Source organism: Lysinibacillus sp. BSL11 (assembly GCF_052928325.1).
Map to the genome: position 1 here is coordinate 116,083 of NZ_JAVGCX010000003.1, position 21,589 is coordinate 137,671.

Consider the following 21,589-nt stretch of genomic DNA (forward strand, 5'->3'; position numbering starts at 1 on the left):
TAGTAGCATAAGTCGACAAGGATGGAAGCATGAGGCGGAAAATTTCCAGCAAAACATAAAGCGAAGTTTGTCATCACAACCTTTTTTTGTTATAATGTAGTCTGTTGTGATGTTTCAAAGTTCGGGAGGTGCAGTGAATGCATACAGTAGTATTAGTTTCATTAGTTATCGTATCATTAGCGTTAATCGTTGTGGTATTACTTCAATCTAGTAAAAGTGCAGGCTTATCAGGTGCCATCTCGGGTGGAGCTGAGCAACTATTTGGAAAGCAAAAAGCACGTGGTATGGATTTAATCCTTCACCGTGCAACAATTGTGTTAGCTATAGTGTTCTTTTTATTAGCAATCGCTATTACAAAAATCTAATAGTTGAAGATATATCGCCTAACCAAATTGGTTGGGCGTTTTCTTTTATCATTGTTAAATGGTAAATTCTCTCTCTGTAGTAAAAAATGAATGGTAACGCAATAACCAATGATCCGCTGGGCATCATCGAGATGACGAGATTGGGTATAGTATGTATAAGTGTTTTAGAATGAAGGAGTGCTTACAGTGAACAAATCATTATCACAGCCATTTTTCTTTCAGGCAGGACCACGTGCTGTTTTATTATTACACGGCTTCACAGGAAGCTCTGCAGACGTACGAATGCTTGGTAGATTTTTAGAGAAAAAAGGGTATACTACATTAGCACCTCACTATAAAGGTCACGGTGTGGAACCAGAAGAACTAATCACAACAGGTCCAGCAGACTGGTGGCAGGATGTTATTGCCGCCTACAAACAGTTACAGGATGCTGGCTATCAGGAAATAGCCGTTGCTGGACTTTCATTAGGCGGTGTTATGGCATTAAACGTTGCATTAAATAATCCTGTTAAAGGCATTGTGACAATGTGTGCCCCTATGACAATGCGTACAACCGACGTTATGTTTGAGGGTGTCTTGAAATATGCAAGGGACTATAAAAAGTTCCAAGGGAAACAGGAAGAACAAATTGAAGCTGAAGTTGCAAGTATTGCTGACAAAGGCATGCCATCTCTACAGCAGCTTCGAGAATTTATAGCCCGCACTCGTCAAGAAATTGACATGATTTATGCGCCTATTTTCGTCGTACAAGCTACAAATGATGAAGTAATAGAGACAGAATCTGCCAACATTATATATAATCAAACTGAGTCACTTGAAAAGCACATCAAGTGGTATGAAAACTCAAAACATGTTATTACATTAGATCAAGAAAAAGATCAATTACATGAGGACATTTATCGCTTTTTAGAAAGCCTAAATTGGGCACAATAATATAAATAGGATTTTCTCATGAAGGAGGGAATATGTATGAAAGACCAAAAAGATACACTACAAAGTCGTTTACTCGATTTTTTCAGCACAGATGATTATAAACCACTAACAGTCGGTGAAATCGAGGATGAATTTGGCTTTGAGGATGCGGAGGAGTTCAAGGAGCTTGTGAAAACACTTGTCCGCATGGAAGGGCAAGGCTTAGTTGTGCGTTCCCGCTCCAATCGCTATGGCCTACCAGAGCGTATGAATTTGCTAAGAGGTAAATTTATCGGACATGCGAAGGGCTTTGGCTTCGTGACACCTGACGTCGAGGGCATGGATGATGTGTTCATTCCACCGCATGAAATTAACGGTGCCATTAACGGAGACATCGTTCTGATACGTGTTTTAAAGGAATCATTCGGTGATCGACGTGAAGGTACGGTTACAAAGGTCGTCGAGCGTGGTCAAACAAGCTTTGTCGGTACATTCCAGGCTAACCGTGGCTTCGGCTTTGTTGTTCTAGACGATAAAAAGCTACCAATGGATATCTTTATTGCCAAAGGAGATACATTAGGGGCTGTCGATGGACATAAGGTTGTTGTTGAGGTAGCAACATGGCCAGAGGATTTAAAATCTGCTACAGGCTATATTACAAAAATTTTAGGGCATAAAAATGATCCAGGTGTGGATATTTTATCCATTTTGTATAAGCATGGCATTCCACCTGAATTCCCAGATGAAGTCATTGCTGCTGCACAGCGCGTGCCAGATGAAATTACAGAGGCCGATTTAGTAGGTCGTCGTGATTTACGTCATGAAACGATTGTGACAATTGATGGGGCAGATGCAAAGGATTTAGATGATGCCGTAACTGTAACGAAAAATGTAGATGGAACTTATAAGCTTGGCGTACATATTGCAGACGTAAGTTATTATGTAACGCAAGGCTCGGTCATTGACATTGAAGCTTACGATCGTGCGACAAGTGTTTATTTAACAGACCGTGTCATTCCAATGATTCCACATCGTTTATCAAATGGCATTTGTTCATTAAATCCACAGGTTGACCGTTTAACACTATCCTGTGAAATGATTATTGATGCGAATGGTAATGTGGTTGCACATGAAATTTTCCAAAGTGTCATTAAAACGACTGAGCGTATGACATATAAGGACGTTTACAAGATTTTAGAGGAGCAGGATGAGGCACTAATTGAACGCTATGAGCCACTTGTTCCAATGTTTAAAAACATGGCTGAGCTGTCGGGTATTTTACGCCGTAAACGCGAAATGCGAGGAGCCATTGACTTTGACTTCAAAGAATCCAAGGTAATCGTAAACGAAGAAGGATGGCCCGTTGATATTGAATTACGTGAACGGACAGTAGCGGAGAAATTAATTGAAGATTTCATGCTAGCTGCCAATGAAACAGTGGCAGAGCACTTCCACTGGATGAATGTACCGTTTATATACCGTATTCACGAAGATCCAAAGCCTGAGAAGCTTCAACGCTTCTTTGAATTTGTCACGAACTTCGGTATTTTAATTAAAGGTACTGGTAATACCGTTCATCCTAAGGCATTACAGGATGTATTGAAGGCCATTGAAGGTATGCCAGAGGAGCCTGTTATCTCAACGATGCTCTTACGTTCAATGCAGCAGGCGAAGTACTACCCTGAAAGTCTTGGACATTTTGGCTTATCAACGGATTTCTATACACACTTCACATCACCAATTCGTCGTTATCCTGACTTAGTTGTACACCGTTTAATTCGTACGTATTTAATTAACAAGGATACATCGAGAGAAACCATTGCACAGTGGAGTATGGCAATGGATGAAATTGCTGACCACACGTCTGAGCGTGAACGTCGTGCTGTTGATGCAGAACGTGATACAGACGCACTGAAAAAAGCACAATATATGTCCGACAAAATTGGCGAAGAATTCGAAGGGATTGTTTCATCCATTACAAACTTCGGTATTTTCGTTGAGCTACCAAACACCATCGAAGGACTAGTCCATATTAGCAATATGACTGATGATTACTACCGCTTCGATGATCGTCAAATGATTATGATCGGGGAACGAACGAATCGCCAATTCCGTATTGGGGATGAAGTGACAGTTCGTGTGGCAAATGTCATTATTGAGGAGTCATCCATTGACTTTGAAATCGTTGGAATGGTAACTTCATATGGACGAACACGCAAAGCAGCACCAACTGTTATTCATGCACGTAAAAATTACAGCGATAACAAAGGTGGACGCAGTCGCCGAAGCACACGCAGTGATGAGGAAAAAGGCGGGCGTGGTGGCAATCGTAGAGGCGGTCGTCAAGAGGATGACCGTGGAACTCGTAGCTCATCAAAGCAAGGTGAACGACGTGAAAGTGAACGTGATCCACGTGGACGCCGCAAAGATGACTCAAGCCCAGGTCCTAAAAAACGCGTGAAGCAAAAGCAAAAGTTCTATGAGGGCATTGCCAAAAAAGGCAAAAAGAAAAAAACAAAACGTAAATAAGCCTAAGCGAAAGTATCCATTGAAAGGGTGCTTTCGCTTAAGCTCAACCTTTTAAGTAGAGGGTGAAAGATATGGCAAAAGGTTCTGGTAAAGTATTAGCACAAAACAAAAAAGCAGGCCACGACTACTTCATCGAAGAAACAATTGAAGCAGGCATGGTCCTAACTGGCACAGAAATCAAATCCATCCGTGCAGGCAAAGTCCAACTGAAAGACTCCTTTGTCCGCGTCCGCAATGGCGAAGCATGGATCAACAATATGCACGTTAGCGCCTTCGAACAAGGCAACCGTTTCAACCACGATCCACTACGCACCCGCAAGTTGCTGCTCCACAAAAAGCAGATCGGCGAGCTAGTCGGTGCCGTAAAACGTGACGGCTACACAATCGTCCCATTGAAAATGTACATCAAGGATGGCTACGCCAAGCTCCTAATTGGCATCGGTAAAGGGAAAAAAGACTACGATAAGCGCAGCGACATGCGCAAAAAAGAAGCTAAACGCGAGATGGAACGTGCCTTCAAGGAACGCCAGCGTTAAAAAGGCTGATGAGAAAGCAGGCAAGTGCCACACTTTCTCATCTGTTTTTTTCTATATTGAAGCAAATTTGTTAGAAGCTGTTTGGATAAATCCAACAGCTTCTTTTTTTGGTCCGATAACACAAAAAAATTAAAATATAATCCCCTTTTTTATCTTCCAAGACATATGTTTAGAAAATTCCAACAATTAAAATTGTAGTAACTACATAATTCATTTCGAGGTGAGTCTTATGAATAAAACAGTTATCGAAAAAATTACGCACATTGTTGGTGAAAAATACGTAAAAAGCTCAACTGCACAGCTCTTAGCTTATTCCTATGATGCAACAGCAAACTTCCAGCGCTTACCTGATCTTGTTATTTCACCAGGGAATGCAGAGGAAATTGCGGAGGTTTTAAAAGTATGTAATGAATATAAGATTTCAATTATTCCTCGAGGCTCTGGGACAAACCTTGCAGCAGGAACGGTGCCTTATGAGGGAGGGGTAGTGATTTTATTTAATAGAATGGATCAAATTGTAAATTTTGATAAGGAAAATTTAACGATTACAGTACAGCCAGGTATTATATCCGAGAATCTTTGTATATTTGTTGAATCACATGGTTTATTTTACCCTCCTGATCCAAGCTCAATGAGAATTTCTACAATTGGTGGCAATGTCAGTGAAAACTCAGGTGGCCTGCGGGGGTTAAAATACGGTGTAACAAAGGATTATGTGAAAGGGTTACAAATTGTTTTACCGAACGGAGATATTCTAGAAACAGGTGGCAAACTAGCAAAGGACGTAGCAGGCTATGACCTCACCTCATTATTTGTTGGAGCAGAGGGAACATTAGGTGTAGTAACAGCCATTACCTTAAAGCTTATCCCTTTACCACAATATAAAATGACGAGCATCGCATACTTTGAATCTTTAGAGGATGCAGCGAGAACAGTATCTAGTATTATTGCACATAAAATCATTCCAGTAACGCTAGAATTTCTTGATAAAAAAACAATTAGCGCCGTCGAGCAATACATGAAAATAGGTCTCTCAACAGATGTAGAAGCAATGCTCCTACTCGAGCAGGATGGTGAAATGTATCAAGTAGAACAAGATGTCAAAGAAATGGTACGAATTGCGGAAGAAAATGGTGCTCTTTTTACGCAAATTGCAAAAGATGCACAGGAAGCGGAGCAAATTAAAACAGCAAGACGTGTCGCCTTATCAGCATTAGCAAAATTAAAACCGACAGTTATTTTAGAGGATGCCACAGTACCACGATCAGAGCTGGCCAAAATGGTGAAGAGAATTAATGATATTTCCGAAAAGTACAAGGTTAATATTGCCACATTTGGTCATGCAGGGGATGGGAATTTGCATCCTACATGCTTAACAGACCTGCGAGATGAAGATGAGATGCACCGTGTGGAAGCGGCGTTTGCGGAAATTTTTGAGGCAGCACTTTCGCTAGGTGGCACGATTACAGGGGAGCACGGTATAGGTGAAATGAAAGCACCTTATTTAGAATGGAAGATTGGTCCTGTTGGTATTACTGTAATGAAAAACATTAAACAAGCCTTTGATCCAAACAATATTATGAATCCTGGCAAAGTTTTTGCAAAAGAGACGAAGAAAAGAGTGGTGGTAGATGGTGGCAACTAATGTTCAGCAGCAAATGCAACAATCCTTCGAGACGCATATCGATGAAAATTTATTACTGGACTGTATGAGATGCGGTTTCTGTTTGCCAAGCTGTCCGACATATCTTCATACAGAGCAAGATGAGGCCCAATCACCTCGTGGGCGTATTGCCTTAATGAAGGCGGTGCGTGATGGAATAGTACCCTTTGATGCGTCCATTGAGAAGTCATTTGATTTATGTTTAGGATGTCGTGCTTGTGAGCCAGCATGTCCGGCTGGCGTACAGTATGGTGCTTTGATCGAGCAAACGCGTGAGGCGGTACAAGAAGTGAAGCACGCATCCCTCGTAGAAAAAACAACACGTACAATTGTTTTTAATAATCTTTTCGTCAAACAAAAAAATATGCAACATGCCGTCAGCCTACTGCATCTTTATCAAAAAACAGGCCTACAAAAGGCTGTGCGAAAAATTGGCTTTTTAAATTTATTCCCCAAGCATGTAAAAACAATGGAGGCATCTCTACCACCCATGGCAAGAAAAATACAGCCATTCAAACAGGAGAAACCAGCTACGATGAAGGTGGCCTTTTTTACAGGCTGTTTAATGGATACGCTTTATAAGGAAACAAACGATAAAACAGTATTCTTGCTACAAATGCTTGGTGTGGATGTTATTATTCCAGATAATCAAAGTTGCTGTGGGGCTCTGCATGGACATAGTGGGGAGCTAAAGCGTGGTAAGCAAAACTTAATTCGTAATGTAGAGCTATTTGATTCAGATGATTACACTTATATTGTTAATAATGCTGGTGGCTGTGGAGCTTTCTTGAAGGAGTATGAGAAGCATTTACAGAGTGATGATCAGTATCGTGAAAAGGCAGTTCGATTTTCAAAGAAGACAATTGATATTTCAAGCCTGCTTGTCAAAGCTGGTCTGCTTGATTATTTAGCAACCTTGCCACAACAAGCGAAGCAAACACTTGTAACGTATCAGGATTCCTGTCATTTACGCAATGTCAATAAAGTCTTCAATGAGCCAAGAATGATTTTACAGGCGCTACCGAATGTCCTTTTCACAGAACTGCCAAATGCCAACACATGTTGTGGTTCAGCAGGAATATATAATTTATTGCAACCTGCATCAGCTAATGCCATTTTAGCTACAAAAATGGCAACGATAAAGGCGCTACAGCCCACAGTTATCGTTACGGCCAACCCTGGTTGCTTGTTACAAATTCAATCTGGTATCCATAAGGAAAAGCTAGAATCAAGCATGTATGCCTCACATATTGTTGATTTTATCTACAAGAGCATAGAAAACTGTAGTAAAATAGCTAAAATATACTAAATTTTCGGCATAATCAGTATATTAATCTTTATGGGGGGTGGCACAATGTTTGATTTGCAAATAATTGGCACAAAAATTGTAAGAGAGCTTGGTGAGTTGATTGATCAAAATGTTGTTGTAATCGATCATAATGGATTTATTATTGCCAGCACAGACATGTCGAGGATGAATCAATTTCATGAAGGTGCTTTAATAGCCATGAAAAACAAAGAAGTCATGCATATGACGAAGGAGCTGTCGATTCAATTGAAGGGTGTGCGTGAGGGTCTTGTCATGCCATTAGTTATTGAAGATACATCAATTGGAGTAATTGGTGTTACTGGCCAACCTGCGGAAATAGAAAAATATGGGAAACTTGTTCAGAAAATTACACAGTTTTTTGTGGAAGATTTTTTAATGCACCGTAAAAAAGAACGAGAGACTAAAATGTTTGAGCTCTTCCTGCTAGATTTATTAAATGGTCAGGTAAATCAATTGTTGCTAGAGCAACGAGCAGAAATGTTAAATATTGATACAGAGCTCTACAATCGAATTATTATAATTCAATTGAATAAGAGAATCGATGAGAAGGGGGTGGATTATTTGCGTGCAATTCAAATAATCCATCCTCAATTACATATTTTTCAATGGAGCTTTGATAAGCTAGTGTTGCTTGTCCCAAAAATAACGCGTATTCATTTAGAGCAAACACTTCATTCATTTAACCGCAAACTTATAAAGCTATATGATGACGATATATTTATAGGTGTCGGCAACTCACATTCCTTCTTTGAGCTAAATGCATCCTACAATGAAGCAAATATAGCGTTAACGGTTGCTATAGAAAATAGACAAATAGTATTTGAAGAGGATTTGAAATTAGAGTTACTATTGTCCGACCTTGATGAACAAAAGGTTGGCCATTTCATCGGCAGAACAATTGGTTCTTTATTAGAGGAAGAAGAACTAATATACAATCTAGAAATGTGGCTAAAAAGTAAAGGGGGCTTACAGGAAATTGCTGATGCCCTTCATATTCATAAAAATACATTAAAATATCGCTTAAAAAAAATAGAAAAGCTTTTAAAGATTGATATTAATAATAATGAAAATAAATTGGAATTAATGATTGCTATTTTGCTGTTTCGAAAAAGAAAAAGCGTTTAATTAAATACTTGAAAATGCTGTTATTTGTATGATTTTTATTTGTTAGAGACAAAAATCACTCAATTATTATGTAACTTTTTATCCCCTAGGAATATATATTTAGATTTTTCGGAATTATAAAATAATTATAGAATCTAATATAAAAAGAGTAGGGGGATATTTTATGAGGAAATTTTTAAAAGGGAGAAATCTTCTCTTGGCTATGCTCTTGATCGTATCAGCAATACTAGCTGCCTGTGGTGGTAGCAGTAGCGGGGATGCTGATGATAAAGAAAAGTCATATAAATTAAAAATGTCTGTCACAGTATCAGATTCATCAACATGGTATGAGGCAGCAAAAAAACTGGCAGATGATATGGATAAAGAAACAGATGGTCGCGTTAAAATTGAAGTATTTACGAATGAACAATTATCTGGGGGAGATTCGGGTAAGGCTGTTGAAGGCTTAGCAAAGGGTTCAATTGATTTAACATTTAACTCTACGATTATTTATTCGATTTTAGATCAACGTTTTGGTGTGACAAGTGCACCTTTTTTACTTAAGGATCATTCAGAGGTAGATAAAGTGTTTAATGGAGAAGGGGGAGAAAAGCTTAAAGAACTTTTAGCTGAAAAGGGTGTACAAGCTTTAGGCTATGGAGAGAATGGTTTCCGTCAATTAACGAATAGTAAGCGTGAAATTAAGCTACCAGAAGATTTAAATGGATTAAAGATTCGTATACCTGGTATTACCATGTACACAGATTTATACCGTTCATTAGGAACAGATCCTGCAACAATGACATTCTCAGAAGTGTTTACAGCATTGCAGCAAGGAACGATTGATGGGCAAGAAAATCCTATTGATGTTATTGCTTCGTCAAAGCTTGACGAAGTTCAGGATTACTTAACATTGTGGAACTATTCATATGATCCATTAGTGTTAGGTATGAATAAAAAGCTCTATGATTCTTTAAGTGATGCAGACCGTGAATTATTTGATCGCCTGGGTAAAGAGGCAGCTGCATATCAAGTGAAAATTGCACGTGAAAAAGAAGCATCACAAATTGAAGATTTAAAAGCTAAAGGAATGAATGTTTATACGCCAACAGATGCAGAATTGGAAGCGTTTAAAAAAGCTGTTCAGCCTATTTATGATAAATATACGGATATTTGGGGAGAAGATTTATTGAAAGCGTTTACGCCATAAGGGGGAAACATATGAAATTCTTAGACTATTTTGAAGAGATTATATTAAGCGTTACATTTGCAGCGATTACATTTATAACATTTGTAAACATTGTTTCTCGTAATTTAGTCAACTTATCCCTTTCTTTTACAGAAGAAATCACAGTTAATTTGTTAGTATTGCTTACATTTGTTGGTACAGCATTAGGTGTGCGTAGATACGCACACCTTGGTTTTACCTTATTGTTTGATAAAGGGAATAAGCTGACAAAAAAGGCAATTGTCATTATTTCATCAGTAGCAAGTGGTGTATTGTTTGCAGTATTACTTTATTACGGCATTGATATGGTATTGTTCCAAATGGAGATTAATCAAACAACACCGGCATTAGGAATGCCGCAGTGGATTTTATCTTCTGCCTTACCACTAGGTGCATTACTATGTTTAATTCGTACAGTTCAAGCGATGGTTGAAGAATATAAAGCGGTAAGTAATGAAGGGAATGGAGCGGAAGGAGATGAGCTAGCATGATAGCATTATTACTTTTTGGCTCCTTTATCGTGCTCGTATTTTTAAGGGTACCCATTGCTGCGTCCTTAGCAGTAGCTTCAATGATAGTGCTATTTACATCACAAGGGCTATCTGGATTTGAGGCATTAACAGATATTATGTATACGAGCGTGGCAAAGTTTACGCTATTAGCGATTCCATTCTTTATTTTAGCGGGTGTCATTATGGACCATATCGGAATTTCTAAGCGTTTAATCGATTTTGCACAAACATTAGTTGGACATCGTAAAGGTGGGATTGTTCTTGTAACGGTATTAGTAGCAATTTTCTTCGCTGCTATTTCAGGGTCTGGTCCAGCCACAGTTGCTGCCATTGGAGGTATTCTCATTCCGGCAATGGTGAAAAATGGCTACCGTAAAGAAACTGCTGGGGGATTAGTGGCGAGTGCGGGTGCGATAGGTATTATTATTCCCCCATCGATTGCCTTCATTATTTTTGCAGTAGTAGCAGGAGATCAAATCCCAATTACAATTAACCGTCTTTTTATGGCAGGGGTTATACCAGGTATTTTAGTAGGGATCGGTTTATTTATTGCTGGAATGTACGTTCGTAAACGAGACATTAAAAAAGGTATTTTTAATGACTCTGTGGAAGCAGTTAAGCAAAAAAGTACAGGAAAAGAACGCTGGGATGCATTTATTAAGGCACTTCCTGGATTAATGATTCCTGTCATTATTTTAGGTGGAATCTATGGAGGGTTTTTCACACCAACAGAAGCGGCAGTTATTGCGGTTGTATATGGACTAATTGTAGGACTGTTTATCCATCGAAAAGGCTACATAAAAATGATGTATCGTATTTTTATTGAATCGGCGTTACAAACAGCAGTTGTAATGATTATCGTAAGTGCCGCCTCTGTCTTTGCCTATATTGTCACAACAGAGCAAATTGCCTCAACTATTTCAGATACCGTTTTAGGTTTAACAGATAATAAAATCATTATTTTACTACTAGTAAATATTATTCTATTAATTGCTGGTGCATTTATCGATGCCATTTCTGCGTTTTATATATTTGTCCCGATATTACTTCCAATTATGTTAATGCTCGATGTAGACCCGGCTGTATTTGGCGTGTTTATGACGATTAACTTAGCAATCGGCTTATTTACACCACCTGTTGGCTTGAATTTATATGTTGCTGCCAGTATTTCAAAGGCCAATATCGTTCAAATTTCAAAAGGGGTGGTCCCGTTTATTGTTGCTTCGGTTATCGTTTTATTACTTGTAACCTATATACCTTCTCTATCAACATTTTTACCAGATTTATTAAATATTAAATAGCAAAGGGGAAAACTATGATGACATTAAAAGATGATGTAGCGATTGTTACAGGAGCAGCAAGTGGTATTGGACAAGCAGTTGCGGTCCAGCTTTCAAAGCAAGGGGTACATGTTGTTTTAGTTGACTTAAATTCATGTGAGAAAACAATTGAAAAACTAGCACATGATAGCTATTTAGAATGCTTAGGAGATATTCGTGATGCAGAGTTTGTGAAAGCAACAGTCAATCGCACAGTTGAAAAGTATGGAGAGATTCATATCTTGGTGAACAATGCTGGGACATGTAGCCGAAAAAATATTGAAACAATGACTTTTGAGGAATGGTCGCGTGATCTTGATACGAACTTAAAAGCAACGTTTATGTTTACCCAGGCATGTGTGTACCCACATATGAAGGATGCACAATATGGTCGGATTATTAATATTAGCTCAGTTTCAGGTTTAAACGGCGGTGTTACCTCTGGCGAAGATGGTACAGGTCGCTCAGGTCCAGCTTATGCTGCATCAAAAGGAGGGGTTATTGCCCTTACGAAATGGGTAGCAAAAGAGCTTGGCCCACTTAATATTACTTGTAACTCTGTGGCACCAGGCGCAACCTTAACAGGTATTACAACAGGGGTTCCATACAATTTAGATCAGCAGGTTATTAAGCGTATCGGCACACCTGATGATATTGCAAGTGCTGTCTTATACTTTGCATCGAGGGAGGCTAGCTATGCAACTGCTCAGGTGTTAAAGGTAGATGGAGGGATTAGTATTGGATAATTCTCGTTGGCAAGCTTTGTATGACCGACCTACGGATAGAATTATCGGAAGATTGAAAGCAGGAACGGATTTATTTACAGGGATAAAAGAGGTTTGCAATCACTTTGGGGTAAAGGGAGGGCAATTTCAATGCATGGGATCCCTAAAGCAGGCTACCTATGTCCAAGTTCAAAGAGGTGAAAAGCAAGGGACCATTGTTTATTCACCAAAACGGCAAACTACCTCTCCGGTCGAACTTATTTCTGGTTTAGGGTTTATTGGAATAGATATGGAGACGAATGATTTAGATATTCATTTCCATGGATCTTTTGTCGATTGTGATCAACATTTTACTGGTGGTCATTTTCTTGAAGGAGAAAATGAAATCGCTATCACAGTCGAATTCATCCTCTATCCATTAAGAGAGGCGATACCGAAAAGACGGAAGGATCACCAATTTGGGGTTCTAATTTTTCATTTTGATGAATAGGGGGGGAAGATAAATGAGTACAATTGGCCAATTAGCACTGAAATCGGCTCGAGCGTATCCAGATAAAATAGCAGTTAAATTCAAAGATCGTGCGATTTCCTATACCAATTTGATGGAACGGGTCTATGCTCTAACAGCTTATTTTAAAAGCCTTAACTTACAAAAAGGAGAGCGCGTAGGTATTTTAATGTCAAATCGATTAGAGCATATAGAGCTTGATGTAGCTGTTTCTTTATATGGTCTTATTAAAGTCCCACTTAATTACCGATTGCATCCGAAAGAACATGAGTATCAGGTGAAGGATTCAGGCATGAGTCTGATGATTGGTGAAAAATCATTAATTGATCCGCTACATATTGACTTTCCAATTCTTTATTGTGGAGAACCGTATGAGCTAGTAGTGAAACAGTTTAAAGGGCAATCCCATGAAAATGAAGTGAACGAAAATGATACGATGGCCATTATGTATACTTCAGGAACGACAGGTAATCCGAAAGGCGTTATGCTATCACATCGCAATATGGTTAGTGGAGCCCTATCCTTAGCAATAGCGTGTGAAGTTGACTATACGGATATGCTTGGTCACGTCGCACCACTGACACACGGGGCAAACTTTTTAAGTCATGTGGCATGGCTCTATGGCTTAACACAAGTTATTTACGATAAATTTGAGCCAGAGCAATTTGTTCATTTATTAGAGCAGGACCGTATTTCAATCATTTTCCTAGTCCCAACGATGGTCAACCTAATGATTCAGCACGATCAGTTCAACCCGCAGAAGCTTCGTACCATTAAATCGATTAATATGGCAGGCTCCCCGATCGCTGCCGCTAAGTTGCAAGAGGCACTAGATAAAGTAGGAACAAAATTTGTAGAAACCTATGGTCAAGTAGAGGGACCGATGTGCATTTCGATGATGCCACGCGAGGATTTACCATATCGCCTTGATTCATGTGGTAGAGTTGGACCATTTGTTGATGTGAAAATCGTGGATGCTGAGGGCAATGAATGTCCAGTAGGAGAAATAGGCGAAATTACTGCAAAGGGCCCGCTTATTATGCAAGGCTATTGGAATAACGAAAAGGCGACTGCCGAAACATTGCGTGATGGCTGGCTTCATACAGGCGATTTAGGCAAGCTAGATGCGCATGGCTACCTATCGATCGTGGACCGCAAAAAGGAGGTCATTATTTCAGGTGGTGTAAATATCTATCCGCGAGAAGTAGAGGAAGTGTTGAACAAGCATGAATTCGTCAAGGAAACATGTGTAATTGGTATTCCAGATGACAAATGGGGCGAATCCATTGTCGCCTATGTCGTGCCAAACGGCCGTGGGGAAATTGATAAGGATGCCTTAATCGAGCTTTGTCAGCAACATTTAGCGAGCTTTAAAAAGCCAAAAGAAATTTTCGTAGTAGAAGCCCTACCAAAAAGCTCCTACGGGAAGATTTTAAAACGCGAGCTAGTAAAACAACATATGGAGGTGACACAGTGACGGTATATGTTCATAGTGTAAGCATGACGAAGTTCGGTAACAATGAAAATGCTTCATTAAAGGATTTAATGCTCACTGCTAGTAAAGAGGCGCTAGATGAGGCAAGAGACTTAAAAATCGATGCGGTTTTTGTTGGTAACTATATGGGAGGTAGCTTAGCCAATCAAGAAATTCTAGGTGCGATCGTAGCAAATGACCTAGGGCTCGGATCCATTCCTACAGCCAAATTAGAGGGTGCCTGTGCATCAGGTGGTATTGCATTACGGCAAGGTATTTTAGGTATATTAAGTGGCGAATATGAAAGCGTTTTAGTTGTCGGTGTAGAAAAAATGAAGCATGCCCCAACCGCCACTGTCACGCAATTTATTAACTCTGCAATGGATCAGACGACAAACGAACGTTATGCGGGTCTAACTTTCCCAGGATTTTTTGGCGTAGTCGCAAACCGCTACTTCTATGAGACAGGTGCAAATAAATCCCATTTAGCAAAATTAGCGTTGAAAAACCGTGAAAATGCATTACAGAATCCATTAGCCCAATTCCAAAAACCAGCAACACTCGAAGAAATAATGAATGCACGTATGATTACAGATCCACTTGGTTTATTCGATTGTTCACCTATTACAGATGGAGCAGCAGCAGTTGTGTTATCTCGTAAGCCATCGGATATTAAAATAGTAGCATCTGCACAGGCTTCAGGACCGACAATGATGCAGGATGCCATTGATTTATTATCATTACCAGCGATTCGCATTTCAGGACAGCAAGCCTATGAAAAAGCAGGGGTTGGTCCTGAGGATATTGATGTTGTGGAAATTCACGATTGCTTCTCCATGACAGAAATGCTGGCCATTGAAGAGCTTGGTTTTTTCCCGAAATTAGAAGGCTGGCTAGCTATCGAACAAGGGAAAACGCGCGTGAACGGAGAAAAGCCTATCAATACAAGCGGAGGTCTATTATCGAGAGGACATCCTATTGGCGCAACAGGTGTGGCACAGTTTTACCAATTAGTACTCCAATTACGTGGACACGCACCAAACCAGCTAGAAAAACGACCGCGATTAGCACTTGCACAAAATTTAGGTGGCACTGGTTCTTATTCGGTTGTCCACATATTAGAAAGGGTGTAGCAGATGAAGATTTATGAATGCTGTGGTGTAGAGTCAGTAACGAAAAAAGTGTATTGCAGCACCTGCCGCCAAGAAATTAAAAACGTACGAGAAGTCCCAGATGAGGGAACCGTGTACAGCTTTACGGTCATTCATATTGCACCAGCAGAATATGCCCATTTGGCACCGTATACTGTGGCACTAGTCCAGCTAAAGGATTCAACAGCCAAGCTAACAGTGCGTATTCAAGAAAGTGTCCAAATTGGTGACCTCGTACAGCTAGATGAAATGAAAGATGGAACATACATTTATCAAAAGGTGAGAACTGCTTAAGGATGGGGATGAAGTATGGTAGGCTGTTTGGAAGACGATGTCTTTCCTGGCGGCCTACTTTCTTATGAATAGTCTACTAGACTTATTATAAATGCTCCTTTATTGAGGCAAATTTCAATTTGGGTCCTGCTGCAGGTGTTAGCCTGTTTTCTCATAGAACATAGAGAAGCTTCTTATCTTGCGATCGAATAAAACAGGAGGTGATGACTTGGCAAATGCAAAGGTTTATTCCATTTTAGTTTTCGTTATGTTTCTTTGGGGCATGAACGTTACATGGCTAAAAGTAATTGTTTCCAATGGCGATCCTTTAACGATACAAACGGCGCGTATTTTTCTTGCAGCTATTACGATTTTTATTATTTTAAAGCTAACAAAGCAGCCGCTTTATATAAAGGGGATGCCATTTAAGTACATATTCATTGGTTGTTTTTTTGGCGTCATTTGTCACCATGTCTTTTTAGCATATGGCATCGTTCAAACAACAGCCATGAAAACAGCCATTATTAGTGGCTTAAGCCCACTTTTCACGGCACTTATTGCCGTATTATTTAAAGACACGGTTATGACAAAATCTAAATTAATTGGCTTTGCCCTTGGAGGAATTGGCGTGCTATTCGCAGTGGTGGACGACATTACTGAGCTGACCAACCTACAGCTAGGTGATTTTCTCGTCTTTATGTCATTCTTTTTGCAGGCCTTTAGCTTTATCGCAATTCGTCGTGCAACTGAAGTCATCTCTCCTATGCTGATGACAGGCTGGATGCTTCTCATAGGCTCATCACTCTTATTAATTTTCACATTCGCTACAAGCTTCCGAAGCTACGGGGCTTTTGTATCCTTCAGCCCGTTCATATGGCTCGTATTTTTCATGTCCGCCATTTTAGCCACTTCCATCGGACATACACTATATAACTTATGTATAAAACACATTGGTGCAGCGGAATCCGCTATTTTTGTGAATTTTAATACCATATTCGCACTCATTGGAGCGGCCTTATTTTTACATGAAATCATTACACTTCAGCAATTTATCGGTAGTTTAATTATTATTTCAGGGGTTATAATCGGCACAAGCAATTTAGAGGAAAGACTTCTTCAAAGGAAAAAAAATCGCGATAAACTAGAATGTTAGAAAAGTAGAGATGTTCAACTTTTCCAAGGTTTCTATAAGAACGCTGATCCAACTTATAAAGTGTCTCTACTTGATGTTTTAAGCTATTTATTTTATAATAGTAACACATGCCAGTGAGCATCTACTCATACGATGTTCATTTACAACCTGCCTTGAGCAGCGTTGTCCGAACGGTTTATAACCGGATTATATCCGGGGACGTTACGGATTCGACAGGGATGGTTCAAGCTTTGGTCGCGCGTCGGAGGGCTCGGCTCCGTCATCAACGACAGTTATATAATAACTGGCAAACAACAAAACTTAGCTTTCGCAGCGTAAGCTCGTAAGCGCTCTGCCTCTCTATCGCCCATGTAGAGAACGTGGGGCCCAACTTTAGTGGGATACGGTCGATGGTGCCACCTGAGTCATCGGCAAGAGATTTCCAGGTTAGCGTACAGGACGCCTGTTTGTCGGCATAATGTTACGTGAATCGTAAATAGGCAAACTACACGCGTAGAAGCTGAAGTATTGGAGTTTCTGGACGCGGGTTCGACTCCCGCCGTCTCCATACATAAAGTGGTTACAAACTTAGTCATATCAACGGTTTTAGAAGCTAGGGATATTGAACGGGAGTTGAACTCTTGTTGAATATCCCTATTTTCATCCCTAGAGATAAATAACATATTTATAACTAATTTTTGTTCATAGACCTTCTAATTCAAATTATGAATTGGGAGGTTTTTTGTATGTCTAGAGGTAGAAAGCATGGTGTATTAGCAGTAAGTGGTGATTTAGTTGTAATGCCAACGAAAATTTACGAGTCGAAACGATATTGCTTAACAATTGAAGATGCACTTGAAGTAGTGTTCCAACAGATGCGTATAGCAGGAAATAGACAGCGAACGATTGAGAGCTATCAGTATATCTTTGAGCAGTTCATGACAATTAATAAACTTATGTATGTAGAAGACATTACAGTTGAAGCATTATATCACTATCTAGATGTACTAAAGGTAACACCTGCAACTAAGTTGATACGATTGAAGTCAACGAAAGCTGTTCTCAGCAAGTTTTATAACAACGGTTGGATAAAAGAAAAGTTTTGGTGCAATATTCACATCAAAATTGATAAGGAAGTCAAGAAAGGAGCAAAGGAGAGCGACATTGATAAGCTCTTAGAACTTATTGACCAGACCTCATTTATTGGTTTCAGAGACGCAGTAGCAATTAAGCTGATGTACAAGACGGGTATTCGTATTCGCACGCTAGGAGAACTTAAAGAACGACATATCGACTTTGACAATCTGTGTTTGAATCTGGATGGCTCAACATTGAAAAATCATAAATTCTTAAAGCTACCGATTGATAAGGAACTAGCTGACATGCTTCAGCTGTTAATCAAAATGAATGATGGCATCCGCTCCCATTTTGGTACTGATAATCATAATGTCTTTATAACTCAGAATGGCTTGGAAATGAACACTAGTAAATCATCAAACTGTGCAATTTCAAAGCAGCTAAACAAGTATTCGAAGCGGTTTGGCTTAGCAAATATCAATGCACATGCTATTAGGAGAGCTTATGCAAAAAACTTACATGATAAGGGAGCAAGCATAGCGCTCATTAGTAAGGCGTTAGGACATTCAGATTTAGCAGTTACAACATAGTATCTAGATTTGGACATTGAAGAAGTGGCTACAAACTTAAGAGATTTTCTATGACATAGTGATGGTTATGTTATCTGTAGTCACTTATTAAATGGGGGTTACTTTACAGCTATTTTACGTTTCACTTACTTTGCCATCACAGGAACATATAATGTGCGTAAAAATATTTTTACGATACGAATGGAGTATATGTAACTTAATACTTGGTAGCTTTTCTCACAGCACTGACTAAGTGTATATGAATAAGAAAGTTAATTTATTAGGTAATTAAAGGGAGAGATATGTATTGCCATTATGCAAAGTGTGTAAACAGGAAACAAAAATGTATTACAGTGATTTATGCGTTTCATGTAGAACTGAAGTTCATTTAGCTGAGTTTAAACGTGTTACGGCTCTAAAAGGAAACTACTTAACAAAAAAAGGATTTGATGAAGAAAGCTCAATAAGCAGCATTGCTATTATTAAATCGGTAAAAAGGGATTGGGGACAGTTGCTGCAAGAATATAATTTGGTTGATGCATTGTATGAATACGCAACTATTGAATACGAACAGTTAGCTTATATGAATAGAAAGGCTTCAAGTACACAATTTACACGAGAACATCCTTATTTAGGGCAGTATGTATTTGCAAGCATTTTAAATATAAAAAAGATACGAAGAAAATTAGGATTTATTAATGAGAAATATGCAGGTATGTATAATGAAACATTATTATTAAAATGGAATTTTGATAATGTCAAATCGATAACTGGTAGAATTCCGACAATTAGCGAAAATTCAATAAAAAATCTAAAATTTTAGCTTCCATCTACTGTGACTATTACGGCTTAAATGGGCAGCGATGGGATAAAGTGTTGCAGTTAATGGTTAAGGACGAAAAAGAGTTAGGGAGCTTTTTAGAAAAACGTGATAATTTGTATAAAGAAAAATCAATTGATGCATTAATGGCTGGTCGTATTCCTCCTATACCAGATGAAGATTTAAGAGAGAATTTCGACGTGTTTTTGATATGTATATTGATAAGTATGGTATTCATCCAACAAAAAGGATATTTAATGAAGAATCAATTTATAATGACAATACGTATAGAAAAAGATATGGTATGACTTGACGAAATATTGCAATCATTAAATTGGTAAAGTGAGTCTTGAAAGATCCGATGAAGTTTTATTTAGTATGTTTCTAGATGCAATTGTGATTTGCAATAAAGATTTAGAGAAGAAATTAGAAGAGATAAGGAATACAGTAGGGCTAAGATAATTAAATAATGTCTTATGGTCGCTATTAGATAGTGACTATAAGACAAAATATAATTTAATAAAAATAAATCACAAAGGAACGAACTATATGAGTGAAATTATTAGAGTTAAAAATAGAGAAAATAAGATCTTAGAGCAATTTGATATGAGTTTTTTTAAGGGAGGGACTTCTACTGAAAAAAATATTAAATTAGCACCCCTGAAGAGAGATTATGATGCTGGGTTAATTACAATTCATTGTGGATGTCTGGAGGAGGAACCATTACTATCGATAGCATACTATCAATCAACCGGGAATTATTTTTTGAAAAAGCGTTCTCTACATGTACATGACGAAGACTGTTATTTTTCAAGAAATGGAAACACTTATTCTAATGTTTCGAGTGAATATGAGAGTGGAGTTAAAGAAGTAGAGGGGAACTTTATACTAAATATTCATCCCTTAGATTTTTTAAAACAAGAAACTAAGGATAATTGTAATGCCAGCAGCAGTTCAAAAAATGGGGGATATATTCGAAAAAGTATACATTACTTATCGATATTTTCTTTATTAAATACGATAGGTAGTCATGCCTGGAACCGTTATATTAGATATGAAGCAGGGAAGAACTATCCGACAAAAACCTTCGTTGAGATTTATAATAGTATTCAATCTCTTTTAAGTAAATATTGTATTGGTGATTTGCCTTTAAAGGAAATTTTTTATGCAGGCGAAAAGGAGGGGAAAGTCTTTATTATTGAAAAATCAGTTGGTTTTAAATATGGAGCTTTTACTATGTTAGTATTAGAAGATCTACCTACAGAATTAAATGGTGGATATTATATTATCAATGCCTATAATCCAAATAAAGGGGGATCTGAGTTGAGAAAATTAAGGGTACGTAAAGAAATATTAGATAAAGAGATGGAAGCGAGAAGGGGATTAGAAGGACCTTATTTTGTAGGTGGTTTTGTTACGAAACCTTCTTCAAAAGAGATCCCGATGTTTCAGAGCTTTGCTTTGCTTCCAATATCTGATTATGGAGCGCCTATACAAAGTTCATATGAAAGACGTTTATATAACGAGTTAGGTAAACAAAAACGATTGGTACAAAGACCTACAACAAGTTATGATGTCAATTGGAACGGTTTTATTCCTGATGGTATATTAATTGATACAGAACCGAAAACGATTCTAGAAGTGTTCGGTATGAGCGAGAATAATATAATTTATCATCAAACGAAAATAGCTAAGAAACACCATTTTTCAAGTTTAGAAAAATATAATTATTGGGATTGGGATGCATACAAGGATGATCAGATTCCAGCTTTGCCATTAAGGATGAATAAATAATAGATTAAGTATATTTAAATTAACTACTAAGAAATAATATGTTGATTATTGGTCGCATATTATTTTATTAACTCACATTTTAGAGAAAAAACCGCTATATTTTCATTTAGTTTTATCATTTGGATGAATTTGTGAAGAGCCGCTCCAAAGCTATTACATCCTTTGACATTATGACCTTCTTTGGAAGTTTTTCACGCTGGAGTCTTAAGCCATTATCTCATCCAATAGCTAAAAAATGCAATTCGAGTTGAATTCGAATTGCATTTTTATATTTTTGGATAGCCTCAGTAAATGTCTTCTAAAATGTTGTTTTAGCAAACTATTAAACTTATGTTACATAACGATAGTTATTTGGATTTATTAAATGTTTCTTCTATTCTAACGGTTAAGTACTCATTTGAAAACGAAAATGAAGTTTCATTAATGAAGGGTGTTCAAATATATTATTTTAGTTACAATGAATATAAAGGATATTTAGGTGTTTTTTTAATAAAAAAATCTATAGTAATTAGAAAATTTAACAGGTAAGTCGATTAACTAATTTTAAATATTTTCATTAAAGTGGTAA

At 38.2% G+C, this 21,589-nt stretch carries 20 protein-coding genes and 1 other RNA gene; all 21 read left to right on the plus strand.

The features are described from left to right. The first annotated feature begins 137 nt into the window (after positions 1 to 137). The 21 genes from secG to RCJ95_RS04970 all read left to right on the plus strand — a co-directional run bounded on the left by secG (position 138) and on the right by RCJ95_RS04970 (position 21,021). Positions 138 to 365 carry a preprotein translocase subunit SecG gene (secG, locus tag RCJ95_RS04870; protein WP_004228101.1) on the plus strand — a complete coding sequence of 76 codons (228 nt, stop codon included), beginning with the start codon at positions 138 to 140 and terminating at the stop codon, positions 363 to 365. A 186-nt stretch (positions 366 to 551) separates the two neighbouring features. Continuing rightward, entirely contained in the window at positions 552 to 1,298 is a 747-nt protein-coding gene (locus RCJ95_RS04875) for an alpha/beta hydrolase (RefSeq protein WP_004228103.1), read from the plus strand. A gap of 36 nt (positions 1,299 to 1,334) precedes the next feature. Further along, the gene (gene rnr / locus RCJ95_RS04880) at positions 1,335 to 3,806 is read left to right on the plus strand and encodes a ribonuclease R (protein ID WP_446721959.1); all 2,472 of its coding nucleotides are present in this window, start codon (positions 1,335 to 1,337) and stop codon (positions 3,804 to 3,806) included. A 71-nt stretch (positions 3,807 to 3,877) separates the two neighbouring features. After that, positions 3,878 to 4,342, plus strand: a complete 465-nt coding sequence (smpB, locus tag RCJ95_RS04885; RefSeq protein ID WP_009373233.1) for an SsrA-binding protein SmpB — start codon at positions 3,878 to 3,880, stop codon at positions 4,340 to 4,342. A gap of 229 nt (positions 4,343 to 4,571) precedes the next feature. Further along, the gene (locus RCJ95_RS04890) at positions 4,572 to 5,987 is read left to right on the plus strand and encodes an FAD-binding oxidoreductase (RefSeq protein ID WP_446721960.1); all 1,416 of its coding nucleotides are present in this window, start codon (positions 4,572 to 4,574) and stop codon (positions 5,985 to 5,987) included. Continuing rightward, a complete protein-coding gene (locus RCJ95_RS04895) occupies positions 5,974 to 7,314 on the plus strand; it encodes a (Fe-S)-binding protein (RefSeq protein ID WP_446721961.1) in 1,341 nt (446 codons plus the stop codon). Before RCJ95_RS04890 ends, RCJ95_RS04895 begins: the two co-directional genes overlap by 14 nt. Before the next feature lie 45 nt (positions 7,315 to 7,359). Further along, positions 7,360 to 8,460, plus strand: a complete 1,101-nt coding sequence (locus tag RCJ95_RS04900) for a CdaR family transcriptional regulator (protein WP_221681197.1) — start codon at positions 7,360 to 7,362, stop codon at positions 8,458 to 8,460. 163 nt (positions 8,461 to 8,623) lie between these two features. Continuing rightward, the gene (locus tag RCJ95_RS04905) at positions 8,624 to 9,649 is read left to right on the plus strand and encodes a DctP family TRAP transporter solute-binding subunit (protein ID WP_446721962.1); all 1,026 of its coding nucleotides are present in this window, start codon (positions 8,624 to 8,626) and stop codon (positions 9,647 to 9,649) included. An 11-nt stretch (positions 9,650 to 9,660) separates the two neighbouring features. Beyond that, positions 9,661 to 10,158 (plus strand): TRAP transporter small permease, encoded by a 498-nt coding sequence (locus RCJ95_RS04910; protein ID WP_112116600.1) that lies wholly within the window; start codon positions 9,661 to 9,663, stop codon positions 10,156 to 10,158. Further along, the gene (locus tag RCJ95_RS04915; RefSeq protein WP_221681198.1) at positions 10,155 to 11,480 is read left to right on the plus strand and encodes a TRAP transporter large permease; all 1,326 of its coding nucleotides are present in this window, start codon (positions 10,155 to 10,157) and stop codon (positions 11,478 to 11,480) included. The genes RCJ95_RS04910 and RCJ95_RS04915 overlap by 4 nt, the downstream gene beginning before the upstream one ends. A gap of 14 nt (positions 11,481 to 11,494) precedes the next feature. Then, positions 11,495 to 12,244 (plus strand): SDR family NAD(P)-dependent oxidoreductase, encoded by a 750-nt coding sequence (locus tag RCJ95_RS04920; protein WP_009373217.1) that lies wholly within the window; start codon positions 11,495 to 11,497, stop codon positions 12,242 to 12,244. Further along, positions 12,237 to 12,713, plus strand: coding sequence for a PCC domain-containing protein (locus RCJ95_RS04925; RefSeq protein ID WP_446721963.1), 477 nt, complete (start codon positions 12,237 to 12,239; stop codon positions 12,711 to 12,713). The genes RCJ95_RS04920 and RCJ95_RS04925 overlap by 8 nt, the downstream gene beginning before the upstream one ends. A 13-nt stretch (positions 12,714 to 12,726) precedes the next feature. Further along, positions 12,727 to 14,208, plus strand: coding sequence for a class I adenylate-forming enzyme family protein (locus tag RCJ95_RS04930; RefSeq protein WP_446721964.1), 1,482 nt, complete (start codon positions 12,727 to 12,729; stop codon positions 14,206 to 14,208). Next, on the plus strand, positions 14,205 to 15,338 hold the full coding sequence (locus tag RCJ95_RS04935; RefSeq protein WP_446721965.1) for a thiolase C-terminal domain-containing protein: 1,134 nt from the start codon (positions 14,205 to 14,207) through the stop codon (positions 15,336 to 15,338). The genes RCJ95_RS04930 and RCJ95_RS04935 overlap by 4 nt, the downstream gene beginning before the upstream one ends. A 3-nt stretch (positions 15,339 to 15,341) precedes the next feature. Next, positions 15,342 to 15,650, plus strand: coding sequence for a Zn-ribbon domain-containing OB-fold protein (locus RCJ95_RS04940; protein WP_446721966.1), 309 nt, complete (start codon positions 15,342 to 15,344; stop codon positions 15,648 to 15,650). 208 nt (positions 15,651 to 15,858) lie between these two features. After that, the gene (locus tag RCJ95_RS04945; RefSeq protein WP_446721967.1) at positions 15,859 to 16,782 is read left to right on the plus strand and encodes a DMT family transporter; all 924 of its coding nucleotides are present in this window, start codon (positions 15,859 to 15,861) and stop codon (positions 16,780 to 16,782) included. A gap of 194 nt (positions 16,783 to 16,976) precedes the next feature. Beyond that, positions 16,977 to 17,332: a transfer-messenger RNA gene (gene ssrA / locus RCJ95_RS04950) on the plus strand. A 175-nt stretch (positions 17,333 to 17,507) separates the two neighbouring features. After that, positions 17,508 to 18,428, plus strand: coding sequence for a tyrosine-type recombinase/integrase (locus tag RCJ95_RS04955; protein ID WP_446721968.1), 921 nt, complete (start codon positions 17,508 to 17,510; stop codon positions 18,426 to 18,428). Positions 18,429 to 18,714: 286 nt separating this feature from the next. Beyond that, on the plus strand, positions 18,715 to 19,230 hold the full coding sequence (locus tag RCJ95_RS04960) for a hypothetical protein (RefSeq protein WP_446721969.1): 516 nt from the start codon (positions 18,715 to 18,717) through the stop codon (positions 19,228 to 19,230). Positions 19,231 to 19,283: 53 nt separating this feature from the next. Then, the gene (locus tag RCJ95_RS04965) at positions 19,284 to 19,535 is read left to right on the plus strand and encodes a hypothetical protein (protein ID WP_446721970.1); all 252 of its coding nucleotides are present in this window, start codon (positions 19,284 to 19,286) and stop codon (positions 19,533 to 19,535) included. Positions 19,536 to 19,776: 241 nt separating this feature from the next. Then, complete coding sequence (locus RCJ95_RS04970; RefSeq protein WP_446721971.1) at positions 19,777 to 21,021, plus strand: hypothetical protein; 1,245 nt, start codon at positions 19,777 to 19,779, stop codon at positions 21,019 to 21,021. The last annotated feature ends 568 nt before the right edge of the window (positions 21,022 to 21,589 follow it).

Bases quoted from the DNA above. Each gene is read 5' to 3' on its own strand.
- rnr (WP_446721959.1), top strand. From the start codon at position 1,335: ATGAAAGACCAAAAAGATACACTACAAAGTCGTTTACTCGATTTTTTC.
- RCJ95_RS04920 (WP_009373217.1), top strand. From the start codon at position 11,495: ATGATGACATTAAAAGATGATGTAGCGATTGTTACAGGAGCAGCAAGT.
- RCJ95_RS04915 (WP_221681198.1), top strand. From the start codon at position 10,155: ATGATAGCATTATTACTTTTTGGCTCCTTTATCGTGCTCGTATTTTTA.
- smpB (WP_009373233.1), top strand. From the start codon at position 3,878: ATGGCAAAAGGTTCTGGTAAAGTATTAGCACAAAACAAAAAAGCAGGC.
- RCJ95_RS04905 (WP_446721962.1), top strand. From the start codon at position 8,624: ATGAGGAAATTTTTAAAAGGGAGAAATCTTCTCTTGGCTATGCTCTTG.
- RCJ95_RS04940 (WP_446721966.1), top strand. From the start codon at position 15,342: ATGAAGATTTATGAATGCTGTGGTGTAGAGTCAGTAACGAAAAAAGTG.
- RCJ95_RS04890 (WP_446721960.1), top strand. From the start codon at position 4,572: ATGAATAAAACAGTTATCGAAAAAATTACGCACATTGTTGGTGAAAAA.
- RCJ95_RS04900 (WP_221681197.1), top strand. From the start codon at position 7,360: ATGTTTGATTTGCAAATAATTGGCACAAAAATTGTAAGAGAGCTTGGT.
- RCJ95_RS04930 (WP_446721964.1), top strand. From the start codon at position 12,727: ATGAGTACAATTGGCCAATTAGCACTGAAATCGGCTCGAGCGTATCCA.
- RCJ95_RS04910 (WP_112116600.1), top strand. From the start codon at position 9,661: ATGAAATTCTTAGACTATTTTGAAGAGATTATATTAAGCGTTACATTT.
- RCJ95_RS04895 (WP_446721961.1), top strand. From the start codon at position 5,974: ATGGTGGCAACTAATGTTCAGCAGCAAATGCAACAATCCTTCGAGACG.
- secG (WP_004228101.1), top strand. From the start codon at position 138: ATGCATACAGTAGTATTAGTTTCATTAGTTATCGTATCATTAGCGTTA.
- RCJ95_RS04955 (WP_446721968.1), top strand. From the start codon at position 17,508: ATGTCTAGAGGTAGAAAGCATGGTGTATTAGCAGTAAGTGGTGATTTA.
- RCJ95_RS04970 (WP_446721971.1), top strand. From the start codon at position 19,777: ATGAGTGAAATTATTAGAGTTAAAAATAGAGAAAATAAGATCTTAGAG.